The organism is Fusibacter sp. 3D3, assembly GCF_001748365.1.
Taxonomy (GTDB): Bacteria; Bacillota; Clostridia; order Peptostreptococcales; family Acidaminobacteraceae; genus Fusibacter_A.
This window is the reverse complement of record NZ_BDHH01000014.1, coordinates 12,548-36,387: the sequence shown is the minus strand read 5'-3', so window position 1 is coordinate 36,387 and position 23,840 is coordinate 12,548. Positions and strand designations below refer to the sequence as shown.

Genomic DNA, 23,840 nt, shown 5'->3' with positions numbered 1-23,840 from the left:
TAGGCTAGCAGAATTTTCACATTGTCTCTACAGCTTAGAACTTCGCCGTTGCCAGCAATGCACCTGTAGATAAGCATTTATCAAAGCGTATACTCAGTCCGCTTCGCTACCTTCGTAACCCCTGCACAATCCTATCGGATTGCATTCAGTGGGAGTTTGGACTCCCACTGAATTAGGAATATGAACCCCCACTTTGAAAAGTGGGGGACATCTCCTCAAGGGTTATATCACTTTTGTTCACATCATAAGACTGCATTATTTTACCTATTATCCTCTTCTGATATTTTTGTTCGTCGAGTAAATCAGAGAGCTTACACCCTCTTCCGCCTCTAAGAACCGTTTTTATCATTTCATTCTTCAGTCTATATTTTCATCCACATTTTTATCTTTCATGAAATTATGAAATGGATTCTTGATGTAGTCGATAAAATATTTTCTAATGTTATCAATTTCTCTAAGAATAGTTTGGATTATTTCCAATAAATTATTATCACCAAGCCAATACTTTTCCAAAAATATAGGGTCTACTTCATTTAGAATTGAGTTTAATGCATAACATACAACTATTACATCATCTACGACTCCTATTCCAAGTATAAAATCCGGTACAATATCAAATGGCGCAACAAAATAAAGTAATGCATATGCCATTTTTCTTTTATGTTTTCCCTTAATTTCAGGATCAAAAGTCAATTTCCACACTAAGTAGAATAAATCTGGAGCGCTTAGGATAATCATCTTAATAATCGGTGGTACTTTTATATTGTCTAATGTTGAGTCTACCTTTTTTCGCAATTTTTCATAATGTGTTTTCATTTTTTCATTTTTCTGGTCATAATTTTCATCATTTAACAAACCCTCTACTGCTAAATTTATGACTTCATTTTCCATCAAATCTTTTTCATTAATCATTTCAGGCTTGGATAATTGCCCTGCATCCAGACCTGTTTCTTTTGTTACGCTTATAATTTCTTCTGTAATCGGTGTAATTTCTTCTTGTGTTGGAATCCGCTCATTGGGATCAACACCGAGGATCTTATCGACATCTTCTCTTGTCAAAAATTGCTTCACAGATGGCCTCCTTAAAGTGATTTTATTTTTTAAACCCGTCTCCCTTACATTATATCATTCCATTTCCAATTTTCAGAATACTTTTTCATATTTTCCATGAGAACTTCAGCATATTAATTTCAGCATATTAGCCAATACTTTCTTCCATGTTCATATAAAAATCCGCAAACCCAACGGGTCGAGGCGCTTACACTGAAGGGTCGAGGACGCTTGCACCAAAGCGTGTATAGGCGGTGGGAGGCGATCATCCCCAGTCAAAAAGTAAATTCAAAAAATAGAAAAGGCCCCTCATTTCCTATAATCAGAAAATGAAAAAGCCTTACAATTTCTATTCTTCAGTAAAAGTAGTTTCTTCAATTTCAGCAGTAGGAACAGAGTGCTCCACTGTTGAAATTGCCCATTTTTTAAAAGTTAATTTCGTCTTTGCAGCACCTATTTCTAGAACCACATCATCTTCTTTAACATTTAGAATTTTACCAGCAATGCCACCGATCGTCACAACATCGTCACCTTGTTTTAAACTACTTCTCAATTCTTGCAATTGCTTGTTTTTCTTGTTTTGTGGTCTGATCATTAAGAAATACATCAAACCAAAGAAAAACGCAATATAAGCTACTAAACCTAAAGTTCCCATTATGCCACTCCTTTAAAACAATTTTTTATCTAACTATTATTATAACAGAATTCTAAAGATTTAAAAGGGTAATCCTAGTCTTCTTTTGATGTCTCACCATAATACTTTGCAAAAAATGCGTTTCTAAAGTCTCCTAAGCGGTCTTCCATAATCGCTTCTCTCACTTGCTTCATGAGATTGATCAAAAAATGCAAATTGTGTGTAGACAATAACCTTGAAGATAAAATTTCATCGGCTTTATAAAGATGTCTGATATAAGCTCTTGTATAATGCTTGCAAGCATAACAGTCACACTCTGGATCGAGTGGCGTAAAATCTCTTGTATACTTGGCATTTTTAATAATGACCTTACCTTGCGACGTCATGGCTGTCCCATTGCGTGCTATTCGCGTAGGCAGTACACAGTCGAACATATCGATACCTCTGATACTGCCCTCAATAAGCGCATCTGGGCTACCAACACCCATAAGATATCTCGGTTTATTCTTAGGCAAGAGCGGCGTCGTATAATCTAAGACTTCATACATGAGTTCCTTGGGTTCCCCAACGCTTAATCCGCCGATTGAGTAGCCAGGGAAATCAAGTGCCACAAGTTCTTTTGCACTCTGTTCTCTCAAATCTCTATACATACCGCCTTGAACGATACCAAACAACGCTTGATTATCAGTGTTGGTATGTGCCGCTTTACAACGCACAGCCCATCTCGTGGTACGTTCAAGTGAATCTTTGACATATTGCCATTCTGCAGGAAAAGGTGCACACTCATCGAAAGCCATGATAATATCAGCGCCTAGTGCGGTTTCAATCTCCATCACCTTCTCTGGCGTCAAGAAATGCTTGCTGCCATCTATATGTGATTGAAACTCAACCCCTTCTTCAGTAATTTTTCTGAGGTCCCCTAAACTGAATACTTGAAAACCACCACTGTCCGTTAAAATAGGCCTGTCCCAGTTCATGAACTTATGAAGGCCACCTGCTGCTCTGACGAGATCATGACCTGGCCTTAGATACAAATGATAAGTGTTAGACAAAATAATTTGAGCATTCATTTCTTTAAGTTCTTCAGGCGTCATTGCCTTTACAGTCGCTTGAGTCCCCACTGGCATAAAAATAGGGGTTTCAATAACACCATGAGGGGTATGCAAACGCCCAAGTCTTGCACCAGTTTGCTTACACTCTTTGATCAATTCATATCTAATTGCCATTTTTCACGCTTCCTTTATTCAATCATATTTTATTCAAAACAACAGGTTCAATTGACACGCACATTAATTATCATTTATTTTCTAACTATTATTATAATGTTAACATTTTCACTATAAGATCAGCATCGCATCGCCAAAGCTGAAAAAGCGATATTGCTCTGCCACAGCGATCTCATAAGCCTTTAAGACATGCTCTTTGCTAGAAAGGGCACTGACCAGCATGATGAGCGTCGATTCAGGTAAATGAAAATTGGTTATCAACCCATCAATCACCTTGAATTCATACCCCGGATAGATAAAGATTTCGGTCCATCCGCTGGCTTCCACCAATTTGCCGTATTCGTTTGCAATGGTTTCAATCGTTCTTGTGGAAGTGGTGCCAACAGAAATCACCCTGCCACCTTCTGCCTTTGTCCGGTTTATGAGTTCCGCATTTTCAGCGTCTAACATGTAAAATTCTGAATGCATTTTATGATTTAAGACATCATCCACTTTGACTGGTCTAAACGTCCCCAATCCAACATGAAGTGTCACATATGCAATTTTAACGCCTTGTGCCTTTAACGACGTCATGAGCGCCTCTGTAAAATGAAGGCCTGCTGTGGGCGCCGCTGCTGACCCATCATGCTTCGCATAAACGGTATTATAGCGCTTTGGATCATCGAGTTTTGCCGTGATATAAGGTGGCAGTGGCATGTTGCCAAGCTCATCGAGTATCGTTTCAAAAATGCCCTCATACATGAACTCTATAATTCTAGAACCTTCATCGCCTATAGCCACAACTTCACACGTTAATTGACCTGCTCCGAAAGTAAACGTCGCCCCTATTTTCGCTTTTCGCCCTGGTTTGACCAACGTCTCCCAGCGTCTTTCACTGATGCGTTTCAAAAGTAGAAATTCAATCACCGCACCCGTGTCTTTTGTGCCAAATAGCCGCGCTGGAATTACTTTTGTATTGTTTAGAACCAAGCAATCCCCAGACTTTAAGTACGCTTGAATCTCTTTAAAAATTTTATGGGTTACATCACCTGTTTGACGATCCAATACCATTAACCTTGATTCCGATCGATCTTCAAGTGGTACTTGAGCAATCAATGCTTCTGGTAAATCAAAATAAAAATCTTTTGTTCTCATATTAGCCTCAGTTTATCCTATCTTTTTATTAAATACAGCATAGGTTAGAGCGTTCGTTCGAAACTGGCTCTTGACACTCTAACCATAGACGATTGTATCTAAAATTAACCTAAGTTGCAATAGTAAAAATCTCCAAAATCAACTTATTGAATTGCTCTGACATGGGTCCCAGGATAGTAATGCGTTAAAATCTGATCAAAAGTAAAACCCATCTCTGCCATTTTTTTAGCGCCCCACTGGCTCATGCCCAGTCCGTGACCGTAACCTCTACCATAGAAAGTCACGGTTCCAGAAGACACATTCACATTGCTTTCCTTGATAAATTGAGAACCCGTAGGTAATATGGACGCTTGAGTTTGTGTTACCGCCGTTTGCGTCGCCACAGCCTGAGTCGATTCTGGAACAGTACTGGTGACATTGGTGACAATACTGCTCACTTTGGTGCCATCATGTGCCGCACTGCCTTCCACAAGGCTTATGCCTTGACCGGTTATGGCATATAGGTTATCCAGTGCCACTTCTGACTTGCCATTTGAAGTGGATACCACAATCGTTTGCCTTTGAGTTGTTGTCCCACCTCTTGATGTCGCCACAGGTGAAGTTACCTTAGAGGCATCCACATATTGATAATCCGTGAAGGTTGGGTTAAAGCTAAAGCTCATACTCTTTAAAACGGTATAGCCGAGTACGCTCCTTGCTTTTTCTTTTAAGAGCGTTGCAGTACCCGATGTCCCGACAAAATCAAGCTTTGTCACACGACCATGATCGGTTCTTTCCTGTATACGTATATCGGTTAAAGTGCCGATCTGATATCCCGCCGCTTCTAATTTTTGTTGTATTTCTGAGGTACTCAATTCAAGTTTCCAAGTCGCATTTGGCGCATTCAAAGAATAACCATCCACAACGCCTTTAACATAAGGCAGATCGCCTGACCATATTTGGCTGATATCATCAGTTTCGCCACCACTATTTGAATGATAATAGCAGGATGCCAAAGCATCTTGATAGTATAAGCCTATGCCCACAGTTAAATCTACGGCTTGATTGCTGGTTGGTTTTTCCACAGAGTACCCGCCATAAACTTGACAATCCGTCGTCGTACACACATCAAAGCCAAGTGCTGCATGCTTTGCACCAGAGGTGTAAACAAAATTACTGGCGGTTATAGCCTGAGCTTTAAGGGCTTCAAGTGGCCAATCTCCACTCATTTCCTTAGGCAAAACGCCATAGAGATATTCTGACATGGTCACACGATTGATCACTGTAAAATCACTGCCCGACTGTCTGAGTACTCTTATAGAATTGCGGTATTTAACTTCTTTGAGTTCAAAAACAGAAGTCTTTAATGCATAAGCGCCCTCCGAAGTATCATAAGCCATAAGCGGCATGTCGCCACCATAGATCATCACCCTGTTTTTGTTGGGTTCCATAATGGTAAGACTCACATTTGGAAACTGCGCTTGATACCCTGCTAAACTCGCATTGGCAGATGCCCTATCCACAAAACTGCCCACAGCCAATTGCCAACCCTTTTCACAGTTGATGTACACTTGTGGATTTGCAGCCTTATAGGTCATATAGTCATTGAGTATAGCTTCATAACTTGAAGCGCTCTGTCCAATCCCGATGTGATAACCACCCTTTACTGAACCGTTTTGATAATAGGCTGAGCTCGTTTCATCTAAAATACCTTGTTCGCTATAAAACCCGTCTTTATAAAGCGTTAATGCATTATAGTTCGATAAATCCACGAGTTTATTAAAATATTGATCTTGATAAAGGCCAAAAGCAAATCCATCTGCGGCTGACAAACCCACAGGATACGTATTATTAGCACCATAAATAAGCCCCACATCAACCATATTCTTTACGGATGTTAAACTCATGCCAATAGAACTATTTAGACATAGACCTACTATTATAATTGTAAGGATCATACTTTTATACTTTTTCGCCATTACTGCCTCCATCGTGATTTCTTATTAATCAAAGGTCACTTCCATTTGTTCCACATTGAGCACCATTTGATAGCCCAAATGCGTCCTTGCTTTATTGGTCACAACACGCCCTCTTGGGGTTCTGTTGATAAATCCGATTTGCATCAAATAAGGTTCATACACATCTTCGATCGTATTGGCTTCTTCACCCGTGGCTGCCGCAAGTGTTTCCACACCAACGGGACCTCCGTCGAAATTTTCGATCATGCTGACGATGATCTTGCGATCCACTGCATCAAGCCCCAGTGCATCTACCTCTAAAAGGTCCAGAGCCGACTTTGCAATCGCTTTGGTCACAACGCCTGTCCCCTTAACTTGTGCATAATCCCTGACCCTTTTTAAGAGTCTGTTGACAATACGCGGTGTACCTCGACTTCTCATGGCCATTTCTTCACACGCGTTTTCGTCGATGTCTATGTTGAGCACTCGTGCTGAGCGCTTTATAATTTGGCTCAATTCCTCTACATTATAAAGATCCAGTTTACAAATAACGCCAAAACGATCTCGTAGTGGTGAAGTCAATTGTCCTGCACGCGTGGTGGCACCCACTAAGGTAAATCTAGGGAGGTCCAGTCTTACAGAACGTGCCCCTGGGCCCTTGCCTATAATGATATCTATAGCAAAATCCTCCATCGCTGGATAAAGCACTTCTTCAACATGCCTTGGTAGTCTGTGAATTTCATCTATAAAGAGCACATCATTTTCTTTCATATTGGTGAGTATTGCTGCAAGATCGCCCGGTCTTTCGATGGCTGGACCCGAAGTGATTTTAACATCAACCCCCATCTCATGTGCGATGATACAGGATAAAGTTGTCTTCCCCAGTCCAGGGGGGCCATATAAAAGGACATGATCTAAAGATTCATCTCTCATTTTAGCCGCTTGAATAAATATATTCAATTTTTCCTTTGTCTTCTCTTGTCCCACATACTCAAGCATTTGCTTAGGTCTTATATGATTTTCACCTAAAACATCTTCTTCTACGAGTTTAGGGGTGATAAAGCGTTCCATGTCCATGTCCACTTGTGGCTCCCTTCTATTGCGTCATCAGCTTTTTAAGTGCAGCTTTGAGGATTTGTTCCACTGTCATACCGTTGACATCCATAAGTTTTAATACGGATTGTGCTTCATTTCGAGTATATCCAAGTGTCATTAACGCCTCTAAAGCATCTGACTCAACACCACCTGTGATCACATGGCTTTCAATATTCGTATCTGAACTGATCATCATAGATTTACCAACTTTGTCTTTTAACTCTAATATGATTCTTTCAGCTGTTTTCTTCCCTACGCCATGTGCTGTCATCATGGATTTCACATCATTTGAAGCGATAATAGCAGCCACTGAAATATAATTAAGTGAGGATAATATACCGATACCCACTTTGGTTCCCACGCCACTCACCGAAGTTAAGAGCCTAAACATATGAAGTTCCTCTTTAGTGCTAAACCCCACAAGTGAAATGGCATCTTCCCTGACGATCATCTCTGTATGAATGATGATTTCTTCACCTACAACATCAAAATCTGAAACGGAATTTGCCGATGTGAAAACGCGATATCCCATTCCGTTATTTTCTACAACAATGTAATCTACATCGATGTGATAAAGCTTCCCCTTAATAAAATCTATCATTTTTACACTCCTGTGCTGTGGTGAATATCAAACAAGGGCATCAACGCGTATACTCAGTCCGCTATGCTACCTTCGTAACCCTTGCGCAATCCGTTAGGATTGCATTCAGTGGGCGTTTCTGAATTAGGCATATGAACCCCCACTTTGAAAAGTGGGGGACATCTCCCCAAAGGTTATATCAACACTATATTTTTAAAGCCTTTTTGAATTGCATATTTTTCAATAGAGCGCATGTAAGCCGTATCTGGGGGAGTGAGTTTTGTACCTTCGCCCTTTACCCCGTGGTTTCTAAAAGCGATGAGTTTATACCTCAGGTGACAGCCATCATGTGCACTGACCCAATCTATTAAAGCTTTATCATCCACTAACTCTGGAATAATAACCGTTCTAATTTCATAGAGTTTGTGTGCTTCATTTAAAACTATAAAGTTTTCAAGCACTTGCGCATTATCAAGACCTGTTAAGGCCTTATGATTTTTTGAATCCAGCGCTTTCAAATCCAACATAAACCCATCTACATGTTCACATAGTCTTTTTAAACGCTCCAATGGGATGTGCCCATTTGTATCGATCAAGATGTGAATACCTTCTGCTTTGAGCAAAGCACAAACCGCCATTAGAAATGGCAATTGCAATGTACATTCTCCACCCGAAAAAGTCACCCCTGAAATATAATCCTTATAGGGCAAAATGGTATCTACAAGTGCCTTTGGTGAATACTCACGCACCTCTAGAACTTCTTTTGCCGTCAAAAGCGTAATCGATTTAATCGTTTCTGGATTATGGCAGTATAAGCAGTTGAACTGGCAGCCCTGTAAAAAGACCACAAAACGGTTTCCAGGACCATCAACTGCTGAATTTTTTATCATATTTCTTATATAACCGATCATATATACCTCACTCCTATTATATAAGTGTCTCGGCGTTAATTCAAGCTATAGCGGCATTAAGCTTTTGTGTCAATTTATGCATCCGCGGAAGCCTTATTATGTTTCTTCGTAAGATTAATCAAAAACACACAGGACGTGTCTATCTTTCTATTATTGAAAGCTATAGAGGACTTTGGAAGATAGAAGAATCGTTTGAGGTTTGACGATACTTTATGAATCCATTGTCTATTTCAGCGGTTAATTGTTCAATTTCTATGAGATAGTCCACAAATGAACACATCATTCGATTAACGACACGTTGTTTATGGATACTTTTAACATTAATATCAAATTCATGTACGACAGCACGTAAAATTTCTTCAAGCGTCATTGGCTTGTCAATCACATCGTACACTCTCTGAGCTCTATGCTTATAAAAAGCAATATTGTCATTCACGAGATTTTCTATGTTTGAATAAATACCTTTATGTGCAACAATAAAGTGTTCACTGTTAAGAGTAGTGAGTTTTTTCTTACTCAGAAAGTCCACGCTGAGTATAAAAGCATAAGGCATTTTAGCCCCCTGCATAACCTCGTAACTGATAAGCGTATCTCCCACATATACAACATTATCTGGCGTGACGATGCTGATATGTGCGGGACTATGTCCTGGTGTTGGGATAATTTTAAAAATGGCGCCGCCCATTTCTATGCATTCATCTTTAGGGTCAATTAGAATATCCGTTTCAGAGATCATGGTCTCAAAATGGCTTCTTATGGATTTTAGAGTATGACCTCCAAAATAAGCCTTAACACTCTCCTCTGAGCTACACAAAGCAGCTTCGAGCCTTGTCATCGCTATTAAAGCTTTATCCTTTGCCTTAAAAAACATATTATTGCCCACATGATCTATATGTGCATGTGAATTTATAATCCCATATACCTTGTAGCCATTAGCATCCATAAGAGCATTTATCTCTTCTCGCTCACCAATACCATACCCAGAATCTAATAATACAATTTCTTTTTCATTGAGCCTGTAAAAAGGCACATACGTCATGCCAGTATCAATACAATAGGTGTTACCAAGAACCTTTATAATCTCCATATTTCATCTCCAAAATCATGTGTATTATCTATCATTTTTTTATCCTATCATACACTCGCATGCTGATTTTAAATTCCTAAAAGTTGCTAAATCTTGGTTCCGTATCAAAGCGTCTACTCAGTCCGCTTCGCTACCTTCGTAACACTTGCACAATCCTATCGGATTGCATTCAAGGGTTATATAACATTAATAGATTATATCAGATTTTAGGACAATAAAGTATCTAAAAAAGTATGCGATAAGATAGAAAGGACACCGCCAAATCGCAGTGTCCTTTCTATTTTTAGGTTACTCTCCCTACTCAAAGAGCGATATACGAAATGTAGGCTCTATTGTTAGAGTGTCAAATCCAGTTTTGCATTGACCTCCTATTGAATCAATAAATTATAGAGAACTACCGCCATCTGTTCTCTATTCACCGTCTCAGTAGGCTTGAGTTGATGCGCTTCACTTTGAATAATACCGCTTTCTACTAACTGCGTCATTGCCTCCTCTGCCCATGATGCCATATCATTTACATCTGTATATTTTGTCAATCCAGAGCTATTATCTTTTACATTTTGAGGTGCCTTTTTGAGTTGAATTAATGTTTTGTAGAGCATACAAGCCATTTCTTGTTTGGTAATTGAATTTTCAGGGGCATATAAATTATGGCCAATCCCATCTACTAAGTCCTTCACTGAACACATTAACCTTACCGAGAACACTCAGTCCAATCATCTCCATATAAGCAGGCTTAGTCATCACAAGATTTTGTCCTTTTAAAGTTATATCTTTTAAAATAAGGGTTCCTTCTCCTGATAAACGTAACGCACATGAAAAGTCAGGGTTCGTACCGCCATAAATGGTATGACCTTGTCCATCAATCCTTAAATTTTTATTGGGTAGTACCGTATAAACGACAATTTCTGTTACATCCTGTAAGAGTACAATCGTATCCCCATCCACAGCTGCTGCAAGCGCTGCATTGAGCGTTGGATAATAAGTACTTCCAATCTTTATTGGCCCACTACTATCAGCAAAAGTTAATACCATATTGAAAATCATACTCAAAATTATTAATGTCATTAAAAGACTCCATTTTTTTTTACGCACGTCTTCCCACCTCCTATTTTTTCTTTAATCTCTAATCATGAACAACACATTATCCACTGTTAAAAATTCCTTTTTAGGTCTTTCAGTCACGTCATCTTCCATCCAAAACATAACTTTGTCATCAAATGCGACCCCTTTAAACACTTGAATCTCCTGTAGTCTAGAATAGGGAATGGTTTTAACCATTTTCTGCATGTTAAAAATGATCTTATGCCCCTGTTCAAATTCTATAAATAAAGTATAATCATCATTAGCTTGGACATTAAGGATTTTGCTCATAAGTTTACCTCCTTGATTTTTATAAAGCTCTAAAAATATCTTTCTATTCATCATATGACATTTCATTTATTTCGTGTATCTGCCGTATGGCGTATTTTTTAGATTTTATTGTTGGTTAAAGTGTCAAAAGTCAGTTTCACATTAACCCCTTACCCTATGCACTATCGCGTACCTCTCGTAAACGACATCATAGGGCAGAGGGTTGCTCCACTTTTGGATTTTACACCCTAACCATTGTTCTATCTTATTGCTTGATATATACTTATGATATAACTAGAACTTGATTATGCGCATCTTAACACATTTTTATGGAGGATTACTTTGAACATAACCCGTTATTTAAAAAGAGAGCGTATCAACAGGCTCCTATCTTCACTCTATAATTATCCACTTACCATTGTTGAGGCGCCTATGGGATTTGGAAAAACAACAGCTGTAAAGCGTTTTTTGGAAACTGAAAAATGCAACACGCTTTGGCTTTCTATTCCAAGTTCAAATGAATCAACGTCATCCATTTGGAATAAATTTGCCACTGAGTTAACATCCATTGATAAGGGTGCTGCTGAAAAATTAAAAGAACTTGGGTATCCCATAGATTTTCCACAAGTGGACAAGGTGCTCTCTGTGTTAAATGACATTGTTTTTAAGAAAAAAACGGTCTTTGTCATTGACGATTTACACCTTATGCAAGATTTGAGTCTCAATACGCTTCTACTGCAAATTGTCGCTGAAAATATAGAGCATTTGCATATGCTCCTCATTACCCGGGACACAACTCATATTGATTTTACCGAATTGCTTTCTAAAGGCATGTGTTATATCATCTCACAGCAAAGACTAAGATTTACGGATAGCGAAGTACGTGATTATTGTCACTTGTTATATGGCGCCTTATCAGAATCCGATTTAGAAAAAATCAACCATTATACAGATGGTTGGATTTCACTCATCTACCTTATCCTCCTTGGACTTGAAAGCAATATTCCTGTAGGCATGAACAGTTCCATCAACGATCTCGTTGAAAAGGTTTTATTTAATCCTTACGATGAGTCCATTCAACTTTTTTTATTAAAACTTTCCATTATGGATGAATTTACAATGAAACAAGCTGGGTTTGTTACTCATGAAGAAAAAACAAGTGATTTGCTCAAAAAACTTCACAAAGAAAATGCATTTGTCTATTATGATGACATTCATAAAATTTATAAGATTCACAATGTTCTTCTTGATTTTTTAAGGCTGAAACAAAACTTTTCAGTTAAAGAAAACAATGAATTGTACTCTAGATTGGGCGAATGGTATCTCCAAAAAAAACAATTTGCAACTGCTTATCGATATCTAAATCGTGCTGGAGCCTTTGAACAAATTCTCTCACATCTGAATAAACCTGAAAATATTCGAAATGAACTCACTCACTTTGAGGGCTCCTTAGAGCTGTTTACTTCTGTATCAAAGGATTTGCTCTACAAATATCCCCTCGCTTATTTACAACATATTCTATATTCTGTAGTAAATGGCGTAATCCCTATTCAAAACTGTGACCACGACTTAGATCAACTCATAACCGTGTACGATCAATTGGAAGACATTGATCTCAACTATAAAAATCGTATTATAGCTGAAGCCATGATCATAAAAAAGTTTACAACGTTTAACAATATCAATTTGTCCTCTAATATGAACGATGAGATCATCAGACGCTTAAATGGTCGTCAATCTTATATAATGCTTAGAGAAAATGAATCTACCTTTGGCTCGCCACATCTGCTTTATATTTATTTTAAAACGCCTGGTACATTCAAAGATATCATGCACACTGTTTCAGAAAAATATGTCGCTTATGCTTCTTTTGCCAATGGTTGTGGCACTGGATCTGACTACCTTGCTCTTGCTGAATATGCGCTTGAAACAGGTAATTTGGAAACTGCTGAGCTGAACAGTTTCAAGAGTATATACAAAGCCAGAACAAAAGAGCAGATTTGCATCCTCATTTGTGCGAACTTTACACTTGTGAGATTGTATATCCTCCAAGGTAAAATTTCAGAAGCACTTGAGATGTTTACACAGTTTGAAGAAGAAGTCTCTGAACTCAATAATCCTATTTACAATACCACTCTCGACATGTGCAAAGGCTACATTTACGCTTGCCTTGATCATGCTGAAAAAATACCTTACTGGTTACAAAAAGGAGAAATGACAAAAGCGGATTTCTTTTACCAAGGCATTGCTTTTAACTATATTATTTATGGCAAAGCGGTATTGCTTACAAAAAATTATGTACAACTCAATATGCTTACTGAATACTTTCAAGAGCATTTCGCTATTTTTAACAATCAACTTGGATTCATCCACAACAGTATTTTTGAAACCGTTTCAAAATACAAGCTCTACGGTCAAAAAGAAGGTATTATTGCACTAAAAAAAGCACTTTCACTAGGACAAACCGATCATATCGTTATGCCCTTTGTTGAAAATGCCCTTCATCTCATTGAAATTCTAAAAATAATTGCCTTACAGAATTTGGATAATAACTACATCCAAAAAGTGCTTGCATTAAGTGAAAAATACCTCGAAAGTTTAAAAAACGATCAAATCATTCAATACAAGCTTACACGAAGAGAAATCGAAGTTTTAAAATTGAGCGCAGAGGGGTTAAATCGAGAAGCAATTGCCAATCACCTTTTTATATCTCAAGGGACTGTAAAAACGCATTTTAGGAATATTTATCAAAAACTTGAGGTCAATGGCAAAGTCTCTGCTATCAAAGCTGCACAAATTCAAGGTATTATTTGAAAACTTACTTGACTTCAATTACAGAAGTGACCGCAGACGTATTTTTTTTAGTTTCTGTTGATTCTTGGCTGGTTTATGTCAACAGATCGGACTAGACAAAACTTTTGATGCATTTTTAACACCACATACAGGGCGAATATAAAACTTCGGAAGGGGCAGTTGGAACGATTGATATAACCCTTGGGGAGATGTCCTCCACTTCTCAAAGTGGGGGTTCATATTCCTAATTCAGTGGGAGTCCAAACTCCCACTGAATGCAATCCTAACGGATTGCGTAAGGGTTACGAAGGTAGCGTAGCGGACTGAGTATACGCTTTGATCTATATACAAGCATTTGATAGAATCTGCACATATTTCGAAAAAAACGAACTGGAAATTGCCCCCTTTGCTGCATCCTCTATTTTTCTCTAATCCGATTTACGAACCACAGCCCCCATGGCGTTAAATCTGAGTCGTTCCAGCCCGAAACATAGTTAACATCCGAACTGATCAAAGCTGATGTCTCTTTTTTATTGGATAAATTCCATGCAACATATCCAATGCCATGTGATTCTAAGAAATCCAGCCAAATTGTACCCTGTTCATAGTCGATCTCACCACTGCCCGAAGCGTCACTAATACCAAATTCACTTACGATAATCGGCAGTCCCAATTTCAATGCTTTGGAAAGTTTTTCTCTCAAGTCATCTTTATGGGTTGCCGCATAAAAATGCAGTGCATATAAAATGTTTTCTTGATGCTCAATGGGGTCATTTGCAACAAAATCTACATCTTGAGACCACGTAGGTGTACCCACTATGATGAGCGCATTTTTGTCATTTTGGCGTATTACATTAATAATGGACTCCGCATAAGGCTTAATATCGCTTGCCCATGTGACATCACCATTTGGTTCATTGCAGATTTCATAAAGCACATTTGGATTGTCCTTATACTGCCTAGACATTGCCTCAAAAAACTTAATGGCTCTGTCTTTTGAAAGATTTGGGTCGCCATCAGATAGTATGTGCCAGTCAATTATTACATATAAATCGAGTTCAATCGCATATGCCACACCCTTCTCAACAAGTGCATGCAGTTTCTCATCATAGCCTGCGTTAGGATCGGTGTACAGAGCAAGCCTAACGACATTAATATGCCAATCATCTCTCATGGTTCTAAACGTATCCAGTGAAACATATTCAGGAAACCATTGAATGCCATGCGTACTCACGCCCCTAAGTTGAAGCGGTGCATTCGACTGATCGACGATTTGTAGCCCATCTAGTTTAAGTCGCCCATGTTTTAAAACAGGCTTATTACCCTCTATAATTATTTCTTCTACAGGAGCCTGAACCAAAACTGGATCTGAAATCGTTTCAGATGACAACGCTTCAGTTGTGGCAGTTTCTATATCTGTTGATTTTTCTAATACTTCCGTGGACATTACATCTACTCGTTTACAGCCTGAATTCACGAGCATCAATAGCATCAATAGCACTAAAAATCTGCTGCGGTTTAGCCTTAATGGAATCACAAAATTCACCCACTTTCATCAGAAAATATGCCATGATCACTTAGACACAGCTAAATGTGTATGACTCATTTTTTCGTAAAAAAACCGATCTTTCTTCATACTATTGAATATGAGATGTACTAAAAACATGATGTTAATAACTGCTAAAATCGCCACTGCAAAAACAGTCATCCAAATACTGTATGGATCTTGCAATTCGACTAAAACATCGATTGCTCTTCCTAGTACACGTGTGAGCCCAAAAAATCCAAAATACAAAAGACCATATCGAATAAAGGCTTCTTTAAAGGTCAGTTTTTCCCCAGCACCTTTTACTTTAGTTGAAGTGAGCCATTTGCCCAGTGTTCTCCCATTTGACGCTGTAACTATAAGTATAAAATACGTAAAATACACAGCGGCTTCTATTAGTAAGTTATCATACAGACGTGCAAATAGACCTAATGCAAACCAATCAATACCAAGTGCAAGTGTACGCCTAAATAGCGACACACGCATGGCCTCTAAATTCACATCATCATCAAGTGTTGCAGGCTTTGGTAGAAAAAATGTAAAGAGTGGCGCAAACATGTAACCAAATGCCCCACCTAATGTATTCAAAAATAAGTCATCCGCGTCAAATAGGCGATAGGGTGCGTTGTATAGTCCATATAAACCCGTGAGCTGCGTAACTTCGAAAAAAAGTGAAAGTAAGAGGGTCAATAAAATGGTTTTCTTAAAATTACATTTGAAATAGTAACGCAAAAAAATACCAAATGGTATTAGCATCAACAAGTTAAACGCCGCCTGTAAAAAAGACCTTTCTGACAAAAGGTTTTGATACGTCGCAGGTACGCGAATATCAAAATCAGCTTCACGCATAAGATCTAATACAAAAGTAAAAGGTACCAAATTATAATACGGTGCATCTGTTTTCATCGTACTTTTGATGTCTCTAGAAGCAGGTAGCGGTAAAATCACGAGATAAAAAGCAATGATTAAAAAAAGTAAAAAAGAAAATAGAATAAAAATTCTAAACTTATTGATATAACCATACTTTTTATACTGAAATATAGCAAAAGGCAACGTAAAAACAAAAGCAAACAGGGGAAACGTTATAATCGCGATTTTGATGGGAAATAAGTAAGTATCCATGAGGTCTCCTCGTTAAAATTAACAACATAGTTCCTCCATTGTGGCGTAAAACTAGTGGGCTGTCTAGACGACGAAAGTGGGGATACACCATGCCAAGTTACTTCAGCCTTTTCTTTTAGAAAATTTAAGTTTCGCTTCTTTCTTTGAAGCTTTGCCAGGATCATATCAATTTGATTATCAATCTGCTTTTCAGTGGGTAGTTCTTTAAGGCCATTGATCAAATCCTCGAAACTGGTGCTCGGATTTGCAACTACTGGCTTCATGGTGTTCACAGGCTCTAACGATTCATATACACCAATAGGATCATAAATTTCAAAATGAGACTTGCCGATTTTTGGACAAAGTCTTGTGGCGCGACCAATCATCTGTTCAAATAGAATTCTGGATTTTACCCTTCTTAAGAAGACTAATGTGGTAATTTCCGGCACATCTATCCCTGTTGTAAGCAAATCCACAGTGACAACTATGTTAGGATACTTTTCATTTTTAAACTTCTTAATGGCTTCAAGTCCCTTTTTTTTATTGCCACCACCTACGCTGCCAGTGATTTTCATAATGGCTTCGTTGTCCACGCCTTGAGTCTCATAGCCCTATGTGTACATTATAGATCTTTTCTGCAGCAGTTTGTCCATGTGCAGCCCAATGCATTTTGTTTTGCACTGTTTTAAAAAACAACATTGAAGATTTCATTCTTGGATCATAATCAACACTTGTTGCGTAAATATCAAGAACTTTCCTCCAAAATACTTTTTCTGATGAACGAATATCACGAATTCGCTCTAATAGTTCATCAAAATAAATTCCTCCGCCATTATTTTTTAGAAGGTCATCATTCATGGCGAACCCTTTTTTTATATATTCTTTTAAAACATTACTAGCCCAAATTCTAAACTGTGTACCTCGTAAAGATTTCACACGATATCCCACAGAAATAATTACATCTAAATTATAATGGTCAACTTGATAATCTTTTCCGTCAGAAGCAGTGTAGGCAAATTTTGCCCACACTGAACTTTTTTCAAGTTCACCTTCTTTAAAAATATTTCTTATATGTTTACCAATCACACTTCTATCTCGCTGAAATAATTCAGCCATTTGGTCAATGGACAGCCAAACTGAATCATTTTCAAAAGTAGTTTCTATTTTTGTTAAACAATCTTCAGTCTGATACATTATGATTTCAGAGTTCATATTCATACGCCTTATAAACTTTTCTTATATTATATACGTTTCACCGAGCGATTCCCAGTATTATAGTAAAAAAAGACTAAATTTATGAGCACTGTAATTTACTCATTCTTAGCCTCTTTTACTATACGATTTTATTAGAAACTCCTATAAATATTAATCAATCTAAAAATATCAAAGCGTATACTCAGTCCGCTTCACTACCTTCGTAACACTTGCACAATCCTATCGGATTGCATTCAGTGGTCGTTTGGACTCCCACTGAATTAGGAATATGAACCCCCACTTAGAGAAGTGGGGGACATCTCCTCAAGGGTTATATCGTATACTGCAAATTGATTTTGTGATAAATCACTATCTTCAGTCCAATCACAGGCCTCACCTTCTGGAAAATATGATCCTAAAAAATATCCTATAGAATTGATTTGTAGGTATTCTTCATTGCTTATATTTTATTAGCCGAACGCTCTGGAAAACACTCATTTTCCTTTACATATTCATATACACTGCTTAAATATGTTCTGGGTTTTATACCACTTTTCTGTGCTTTATCATATTCCCTCAGCCATAAAGCTTTTAATTCATATGCCTCAAGCCATTTCAATAAGATATACAAAGTGATTTCAGCATCTAATTCGCTGTAATATTTGTTATAAAATTGGATTGCCTCATCGTATTCACTCAATTCAATATTAAGTCTGAACACGATCTCAACTAACCTATTTATTTTTTCTTTGCGTTCATAAGCAGAATATCGCGTCGAAGGTTTCATTTTCAACACAGTCTGATTAGTGTTCATAAATCCTTTCATGAGCAACTTACTTTGTCCAATTGCCATTTCTTTTGATTCTGATGATTTTAAATTCTGAATTAAAACGGATATCAGTGAAGAAGATACCGTTTCCCTGTCAACGTTGCTGTTGATCACCAACTCAAGAACTGCTTTTACTTTTTCTTGATTTATTCCGCTACCAAACCGCCTTGCAATTACTGTATACAGTAATTCTGTTTGATCCATTCCAATGGATCGAAAAGGATTTTCTGTATTAAAAAGATAGTAGCCACAAGCATAACTTAACATCTCATACAATTTAAAAAGCAACTCAGTTGAAACATCACCCTCATCCCCATAAATAGAAATCCTTTGCAAATCCTTTATATACCCCTTTACTACAAATCTCCATTTAGGGCGATCTTTCTTATGAACCATGCTATTGGGCGCAAAATAGTATTGCTTATACGCATACTCCACAAACTGTTCAATTTGTGGTTTTAAAGCATAAACATCTACTTTTTCATTTTTAGAGTCCTTTATTTTACTACTTTTCGTATATTTTTCTGAATTTTGAAGCAGTGTATCAATCGCCTTCTCTTCGCGCAACTTTTTAGGCATCGACTTGTACATTTCTGCAATAATGAGTCTCAATTCCGCTTCATTATACGCTTTTATCATTTCTTTCAGTTCTGATATCAACATATGCTTTCTTCCCATTCTTTTTTTTTATTATACACGATTAGAATATCAAAAGTCAAAAGGTTAAGCACCTGTCTACTACATGATGCTTTTATGGATTTACCTTATTTTGATTCCAATGTCACTCTAAAATAGAGCAAGCGATGACAATATTGATTAAGGTGCCAATAATCCACTTTTTCAACTCACAAATTCAAAATTAAAAAGACAAATCAAAGCGTATACTCAGTCCGCTTCACTACCTTCGTAACACTTGCACAATCCTATCGGATTGCATTCAGTGGCCGTTTGGACTCCCACTGAATTAGGAATATGAACCCCCACTTAGAGAAGTGGGGGACATCTCCTCAAGGGTTATAAAAATGGGTTAATTTTAAACGCGTTTTCACGAAAAAGCACGTCAAAATTTGAAAGATAAGTGCTGCTTTTAGAACACTCTTCACATTTATGGCACCTATTTTGAAAGTAAACCACATTTTTGAGCGCAGTAAACCACGAACCGGAATCCGGTCCACATTATATCGACGTCTTAAAATGGATGGAATTCCCTCAACACCATTTCTTTTCTTAGATAATTCGCGATAATCTTCTGCTGAAATTTTTTCCAGATAAGTTGCTCGCTTTATCATTTTTTCAGAAATCATTACAACMGCTGATTTCTTTTGCATTTTAATACCACAATGCTCTTTAAGTGGACAATTTAGACATGCTGCTTTGTTAAACGRCACACGGAACTGCTCGGTACTTTCATAATATCTTGTTTTATATGGGGTTTGACCAATGGGACATTTGAGTACTTCTTTGTTTTCAACATCAATTTCAAATTTTGATTGTACAACATCAGGTGCTTTTCCAAGTAAGGCGGTTGTAATRAGTTCTATATTATTTTCTGTGGCAAGCTCTGTGTTCTCAATACTAGCATAAGCGCCATCAGCTAATAAAGTAATCGGTTCAGCTTGTGGTCCAAGTTTTTCAATGGTTTCCTTACAAAACTGACTGTGGCTGTTGGTTGCATAATCAAAAGCTGTAATAATGGACCCTTTTTTATCAAATGTCTCAACTACATTTCCAACATAGCCCTTATGACTTTTTCCTGCTTTGGTACGATAAGTTGCATCTGGATCAGATGGATTTTGTAAACTTGAGGGTGTGATCTTTGTTTTATGTTTGGGGATACATGAACCTTTTTCATCTAAAGTGCTCTGTTCTTCAAGCACACGTTTTAAAAGTTGATACGCTTTAAATTCYGAATAAGCYTGTGGTAGAATCGCWATTAAGTGATTCGCATCATCAATAACTTGTTGCAACCGACTTGATTGTTCTTCACTTTTTCTGTGATAAATCATGGTGTTGCKATCTTCAGCATCCAAATAATGCTCAAGAGATTTTATATATTGAATYTCTCCTGTTTGATGAATCAGTTTAACCATGTTGAAAACACAAGTATAAACAATTTCCAGACGAGACATTTTCTTARCACTTGATGATATCATGAGGCTATCCATACGCTTAAGTGTCGTCTCCATACCTAAATATTTTACGAAATRATCGGCAAGAGAGATCATTTCTTCTTGAAGCAAGTCTATGCCTGTCTCCATTTCATAGTCATATAACCTTTCTCTAAAGCGGCTGAAAGTGCGATCACTAAAGGGTTGTTCTTCAAAACTTGTGGTATGCAGTGCAAACTGAAAGCGCACATCACAAAGGATACTGGCTAATAGATCATCATCTGTCAAACCAAAAAGTTCTTTTAGAATAAGCGATCCAATAACAGCATTTACAGGTGTATTGGGTCGTCCTGAGGGTGTATCACTATATAAAATTGCAAAGCGATCTTCATTAATTGCCGGAAATACAATCTCTGAAAATCCTTTAGCCCATGAATTAAGAACAAACTTCTGTGTACGTGAACTTGATGCTAAAAAATGATCTTCTAAAGTTAACTGTTGTGTTTGATTTGATTTAAATGACATTTCGATCTACCTTTCCAATGTGTGAAGTATCATATGATTATAACCTTATTGCCACTGCAAATGAAAAAAAATAGCAGCTAAGCTAAAATAGTTCTTGCTCAAATTTTTTCATAAAGTGACATTTTACTATTGGATTAAATTAGTGTATATCGTTTTCCAGTTCAATTTTTTCGAAATATTCGCAGATTCTATCAAATTCTTGTATATAGTTATTTTTTCGCCTGCCCTTTGAAGTCTTTGATGGCCGTTTTCTTAATTCAGCTAAGAAGTCTCCAAACGGATTGAAAATACAGGCTTTCAGTATTCTTACAAACGTCAGTAATGAGCCATTATAGCCTTCTTTAAGTTTCGCCAGAATCAAAAGACAGTAGGTAATAAGTGCAATAAATATTTGGTTTTCCACAGCGTTGGCACTTTTCCCATAGAACACTTTTATTCGACAATGCTGTTTTATCCATTTGAAAAACAATTCGATTTTCCAGCGCAACCTATAAATATCAGCTATTTCTTCTGCTTTCTTATCAAAATTATTGGTGAGGATCACAAGAAGATTTCCCTTTAAGTCCAATGTTTTTATAAGTCTCACATGATTTTTCATTTTGGTTGATATATAAATCGAATTAAAATTTTATAAAAATCATCCGATATATATCATAACCAAAACTACTATGTGAGGATGAACCCCATGAATAAACGCAAGCCACTAACTCAAGAACAAATAAAAGAACTTTTAGAAGCAATGAGGTCATCAAAAATCAAACGTGAATATCGTCGAATTTAAGCTATCTATTTATACGGAACAGGAAAAGAGGTCGGAGAAATCGCTGAAATAACACAGTTGACTCCTGTTACGATTTCAAGATTATATACAAAGTATCGTAGCATAGGGCTTAGTTCAATCCCAGATGCTYCACGCAAAGGGAGACCAAGTCGGTTAACCGAAGAGCAAGAGGCTACAATAAAAGACCTCATTYTAAACAAAACCCCCGCCGATGTTGGTTTTGTAGCTAATTTCAATTGGACAGCTGGAATTGTAGCAGAATATATTTTGAGAGAATTCAAAGTTCAATACAGCATCAAAGGTATCACGTTGATATTGTCTAGACTGAATTTATCATTCACACGTCCTACGTACACGTTAGCTAAAGCTGATCCCCTAAAGCAAGAGCAATTTCGCAAGGCATTTATTGATGTTAAAAAAAATTGATAAACGGTGAAATCCAACACATACTATTCGAGGATGAATCTATGATTCGAGATTACCAAGCGATCGGAGCTACATGGTTTGAACGCGGCAAACAAAAAATCATCAAGACGTATGGAAAGCATCGTGGCGTAAAACTAGTGGGCTGTTTAGATTATGAGGGTGGAGATATCTATTGTGAAGAGCACGAAACATACGATGCACAAATATTTCTTGGTTTTCTGAACAATGTACTTGAACGGTATTCTGGTAAAATTGTTATGGTTCTTGATAATGCAAGGATACACCACGCCAAGTTACTTCAGCCTTTTCTTTTAGAAAATTTCCATCGACTTGAGTTAATGTATCTACCTCCATATAGTCCAAATCTAAACTTGATAGAAGGTCTCTGGGGTTGGCTTAAAGAAAAAGTCATCAACAATGTTTTTTATAACAAGACATATGAGATTAGAAAGAATGTCTCTGCTTTTCTAACAGAAATTGCAAAACATCCACATATTATTATAGATCGGTTATGTGTCCAATTGTAAATTATTAAAATTTAATTCAACTTATATAGTCAAATTTATGCGCCTTGATTTTTCTAGGTGTTCAAAATGCCCTTTAGAACCTTCTAATTGTGATACTGTCATGCAAGAGGCTACACCACATATTGGTGCAGGTTAAGCTTTTGAAACTTAATAGATTCTTACACGTCCAAATGATTGAATGTACTTTCATGGGGAGGGGGAATCTATGTCATTGTATCAATTTTTCCATCGATTCACAATCTCATTTTTACCTTTTGTAAGGCGTTTATTCAAAATCTGTTCTAAAAAACCTAAAGAGCAGATCATTGGATACCCAAAGATAATGGTGACGCGGCTGCGCTAGGCACAATGTTCCTAAATCACATTTTATGCCTCCTTGAGGCTTATTTTTTTGTGTGATTTAGAAACATTACTTTATGTTATACGCTGTAACTCACGATTCGCTTATAGAAACAAACAGGACGTTTGTTGAACGATCTAATTTTTTACTTTTACAATCTGTATTAATAATATATAACTGTCGCCACAATCCCAGTCACTAAAATAAACCAAATGACAATTCCTGAAAGTAAAAATATACCGCCATGAACTATTATTTTCCCCCATTTTTTTTCTTTCATCCAGGATGATATAATTCCCAATAATGACGCAAGACAAAGTATTTCAAAAAAATAAATATAATAATCTCCCGTAATAGCAACTACAATTGCTAAGATTAGAGATAATCCATAACATATTTTACTTCCTTTTGTAATTACAATATCACTTTTCATGTCATTATTTTCTCCATACCGTTATCCGAGGTTGTTTATAAAATTGTTCCTCTGATTTTTTTTATTTCGGCACAGGACGTGCCGAAACTATTAGAGTTATTGCGTATAACGTTTCCGCAATTACCGATGTTCATCCTTTTCACCCTTAGGGGAAAAGTGGCGCTGGCCTTGCCTCGCAAGGACGGTGACATCAGATGAATATCCGGTAATTGACGTGTTAGATGTTGTTT

General features: G+C 37.3%; 20 protein-coding genes and 2 pseudogenes. 2 read left to right on the top strand and 20 right to left on the bottom strand.

What is annotated here, in order from left to right:
- Nucleotides 1-357 precede the first annotated feature (357 nt).
- The 12 genes from F3D3_RS15535 to F3D3_RS15480 all read right to left on the bottom strand — a co-directional run bounded on the left by F3D3_RS15535 (nt 358) and on the right by F3D3_RS15480 (nt 11,028).
- A complete protein-coding gene (locus tag F3D3_RS15535; RefSeq protein WP_069875373.1) occupies nt 358-1,071 on the bottom strand; it encodes a YkvA family protein in 714 nt (237 codons plus the stop codon).
- A 328-nt stretch (nt 1,072-1,399) separates the two neighbouring features.
- Nucleotides 1,400-1,705, bottom strand: coding sequence for a preprotein translocase subunit YajC (gene yajC, locus F3D3_RS15530; protein ID WP_069875372.1), 306 nt, complete (start codon nt 1,703-1,705; stop codon nt 1,400-1,402).
- A gap of 74 nt (nt 1,706-1,779) precedes the next feature.
- Nucleotides 1,780-2,910: a tRNA guanosine(34) transglycosylase Tgt gene (gene tgt, locus F3D3_RS15525; RefSeq protein ID WP_069875371.1), complete on the bottom strand. Its 1,131-nt coding sequence runs from the start codon at nt 2,908-2,910 to the stop codon at nt 1,780-1,782.
- A gap of 111 nt (nt 2,911-3,021) precedes the next feature.
- Entirely contained in the window at nt 3,022-4,044 is a 1,023-nt protein-coding gene (gene queA, locus F3D3_RS15520; RefSeq protein ID WP_069875370.1) for a tRNA preQ1(34) S-adenosylmethionine ribosyltransferase-isomerase QueA, read from the bottom strand.
- Between the two features lie 143 nt (nt 4,045-4,187).
- A complete protein-coding gene (locus F3D3_RS15515; protein ID WP_069875369.1) occupies nt 4,188-6,002 on the bottom strand; it encodes a SpoIID/LytB domain-containing protein in 1,815 nt (604 codons plus the stop codon).
- Nucleotides 6,003-6,026: 24 nt separating this feature from the next.
- Nucleotides 6,027-7,058: a Holliday junction branch migration DNA helicase RuvB gene (gene ruvB, locus F3D3_RS15510; protein ID WP_374700081.1), complete on the bottom strand. Its 1,032-nt coding sequence runs from the start codon at nt 7,056-7,058 to the stop codon at nt 6,027-6,029.
- Between the two features lie 19 nt (nt 7,059-7,077).
- Nucleotides 7,078-7,677, bottom strand: a complete 600-nt coding sequence (gene ruvA, locus F3D3_RS15505) for a Holliday junction branch migration protein RuvA (protein ID WP_069875368.1) — start codon at nt 7,675-7,677, stop codon at nt 7,078-7,080.
- 173 nt (nt 7,678-7,850) lie between these two features.
- Nucleotides 7,851-8,567: a radical SAM protein gene (locus F3D3_RS15500; RefSeq protein WP_069875367.1), complete on the bottom strand. Its 717-nt coding sequence runs from the start codon at nt 8,565-8,567 to the stop codon at nt 7,851-7,853.
- Between the two features lie 160 nt (nt 8,568-8,727).
- Nucleotides 8,728-9,654, bottom strand: coding sequence for an MBL fold metallo-hydrolase (locus F3D3_RS15495; protein WP_069875366.1), 927 nt, complete (start codon nt 9,652-9,654; stop codon nt 8,728-8,730).
- A gap of 368 nt (nt 9,655-10,022) precedes the next feature.
- Nucleotides 10,023-10,334: an S-layer homology domain-containing protein gene (locus tag F3D3_RS15490; RefSeq protein WP_175438401.1), complete on the bottom strand. Its 312-nt coding sequence runs from the start codon at nt 10,332-10,334 to the stop codon at nt 10,023-10,025.
- Nucleotides 10,303-10,749: a hypothetical protein gene (locus tag F3D3_RS15485; protein WP_069875364.1), complete on the bottom strand. Its 447-nt coding sequence runs from the start codon at nt 10,747-10,749 to the stop codon at nt 10,303-10,305. The genes F3D3_RS15490 and F3D3_RS15485 overlap by 32 nt, the downstream gene beginning before the upstream one ends.
- A gap of 24 nt (nt 10,750-10,773) precedes the next feature.
- Nucleotides 10,774-11,028, bottom strand: a complete 255-nt coding sequence (locus F3D3_RS15480; RefSeq protein ID WP_069875363.1) for a DUF2442 domain-containing protein — start codon at nt 11,026-11,028, stop codon at nt 10,774-10,776.
- A 321-nt stretch (nt 11,029-11,349) separates the two neighbouring features.
- On the opposite strand from F3D3_RS15480, the gene F3D3_RS15475 reads away from it, so the two are divergent.
- Nucleotides 11,350-13,821: a LuxR C-terminal-related transcriptional regulator gene (locus F3D3_RS15475; RefSeq protein ID WP_069875362.1), complete on the top strand. Its 2,472-nt coding sequence runs from the start codon at nt 11,350-11,352 to the stop codon at nt 13,819-13,821.
- A 397-nt stretch (nt 13,822-14,218) separates the two neighbouring features.
- On the opposite strand, the gene F3D3_RS15470 is transcribed toward F3D3_RS15475, so the two are convergent.
- The 7 genes and pseudogenes from F3D3_RS15470 to F3D3_RS24915 form a co-directional block, all read right to left on the bottom strand.
- Nucleotides 14,219-15,247 carry a glycoside hydrolase family 5 protein gene (locus F3D3_RS15470; protein ID WP_069875361.1) on the bottom strand — a complete coding sequence of 343 codons (1,029 nt, stop codon included), beginning with the start codon at nt 15,245-15,247 and terminating at the stop codon, nt 14,219-14,221.
- A 126-nt stretch (nt 15,248-15,373) separates the two neighbouring features.
- Nucleotides 15,374-16,468 (bottom strand): VanZ family protein, encoded by a 1,095-nt coding sequence (locus F3D3_RS15465; RefSeq protein ID WP_069875360.1) that lies wholly within the window; start codon nt 16,466-16,468, stop codon nt 15,374-15,376.
- On the bottom strand, nt 16,429-17,040 hold the full coding sequence (locus tag F3D3_RS15460; protein WP_069875359.1) for a helicase-related protein: 612 nt from the start codon (nt 17,038-17,040) through the stop codon (nt 16,429-16,431). The genes F3D3_RS15465 and F3D3_RS15460 overlap by 40 nt, the downstream gene beginning before the upstream one ends.
- Before the next feature lie 31 nt (nt 17,041-17,071).
- Nucleotides 17,072-17,665 (bottom strand): annotated as a pseudogene (gene rhuM, locus F3D3_RS15455) (RhuM family protein); the annotation flags it as partial.
- 436 nt (nt 17,666-18,101) lie between these two features.
- Nucleotides 18,102-19,133 carry a hypothetical protein gene (locus F3D3_RS15450; protein WP_069875358.1) on the bottom strand — a complete coding sequence of 344 codons (1,032 nt, stop codon included), beginning with the start codon at nt 19,131-19,133 and terminating at the stop codon, nt 18,102-18,104.
- 344 nt (nt 19,134-19,477) lie between these two features.
- Entirely contained in the window at nt 19,478-21,103 is a 1,626-nt protein-coding gene (locus F3D3_RS15445) for a transposase (protein WP_069875357.1), read from the bottom strand.
- 139 nt (nt 21,104-21,242) lie between these two features.
- Entirely contained in the window at nt 21,243-21,701 is a 459-nt protein-coding gene (locus F3D3_RS24915; RefSeq protein WP_084389090.1) for a transposase, read from the bottom strand.
- Between the two features lie 87 nt (nt 21,702-21,788).
- Between F3D3_RS24915 and F3D3_RS23430 the strand changes: the two are divergent.
- Nucleotides 21,789-22,837, top strand: a pseudogene (locus F3D3_RS23430) (IS630 family transposase).
- Between the two features lie 503 nt (nt 22,838-23,340).
- Here F3D3_RS23430 and F3D3_RS15425 read toward each other — a convergent pair.
- Nucleotides 23,341-23,610 carry a hypothetical protein gene (locus F3D3_RS15425; RefSeq protein WP_069875354.1) on the bottom strand — a complete coding sequence of 90 codons (270 nt, stop codon included), beginning with the start codon at nt 23,608-23,610 and terminating at the stop codon, nt 23,341-23,343.
- Between the last annotated feature and the right edge of the window lie 230 nt (nt 23,611-23,840).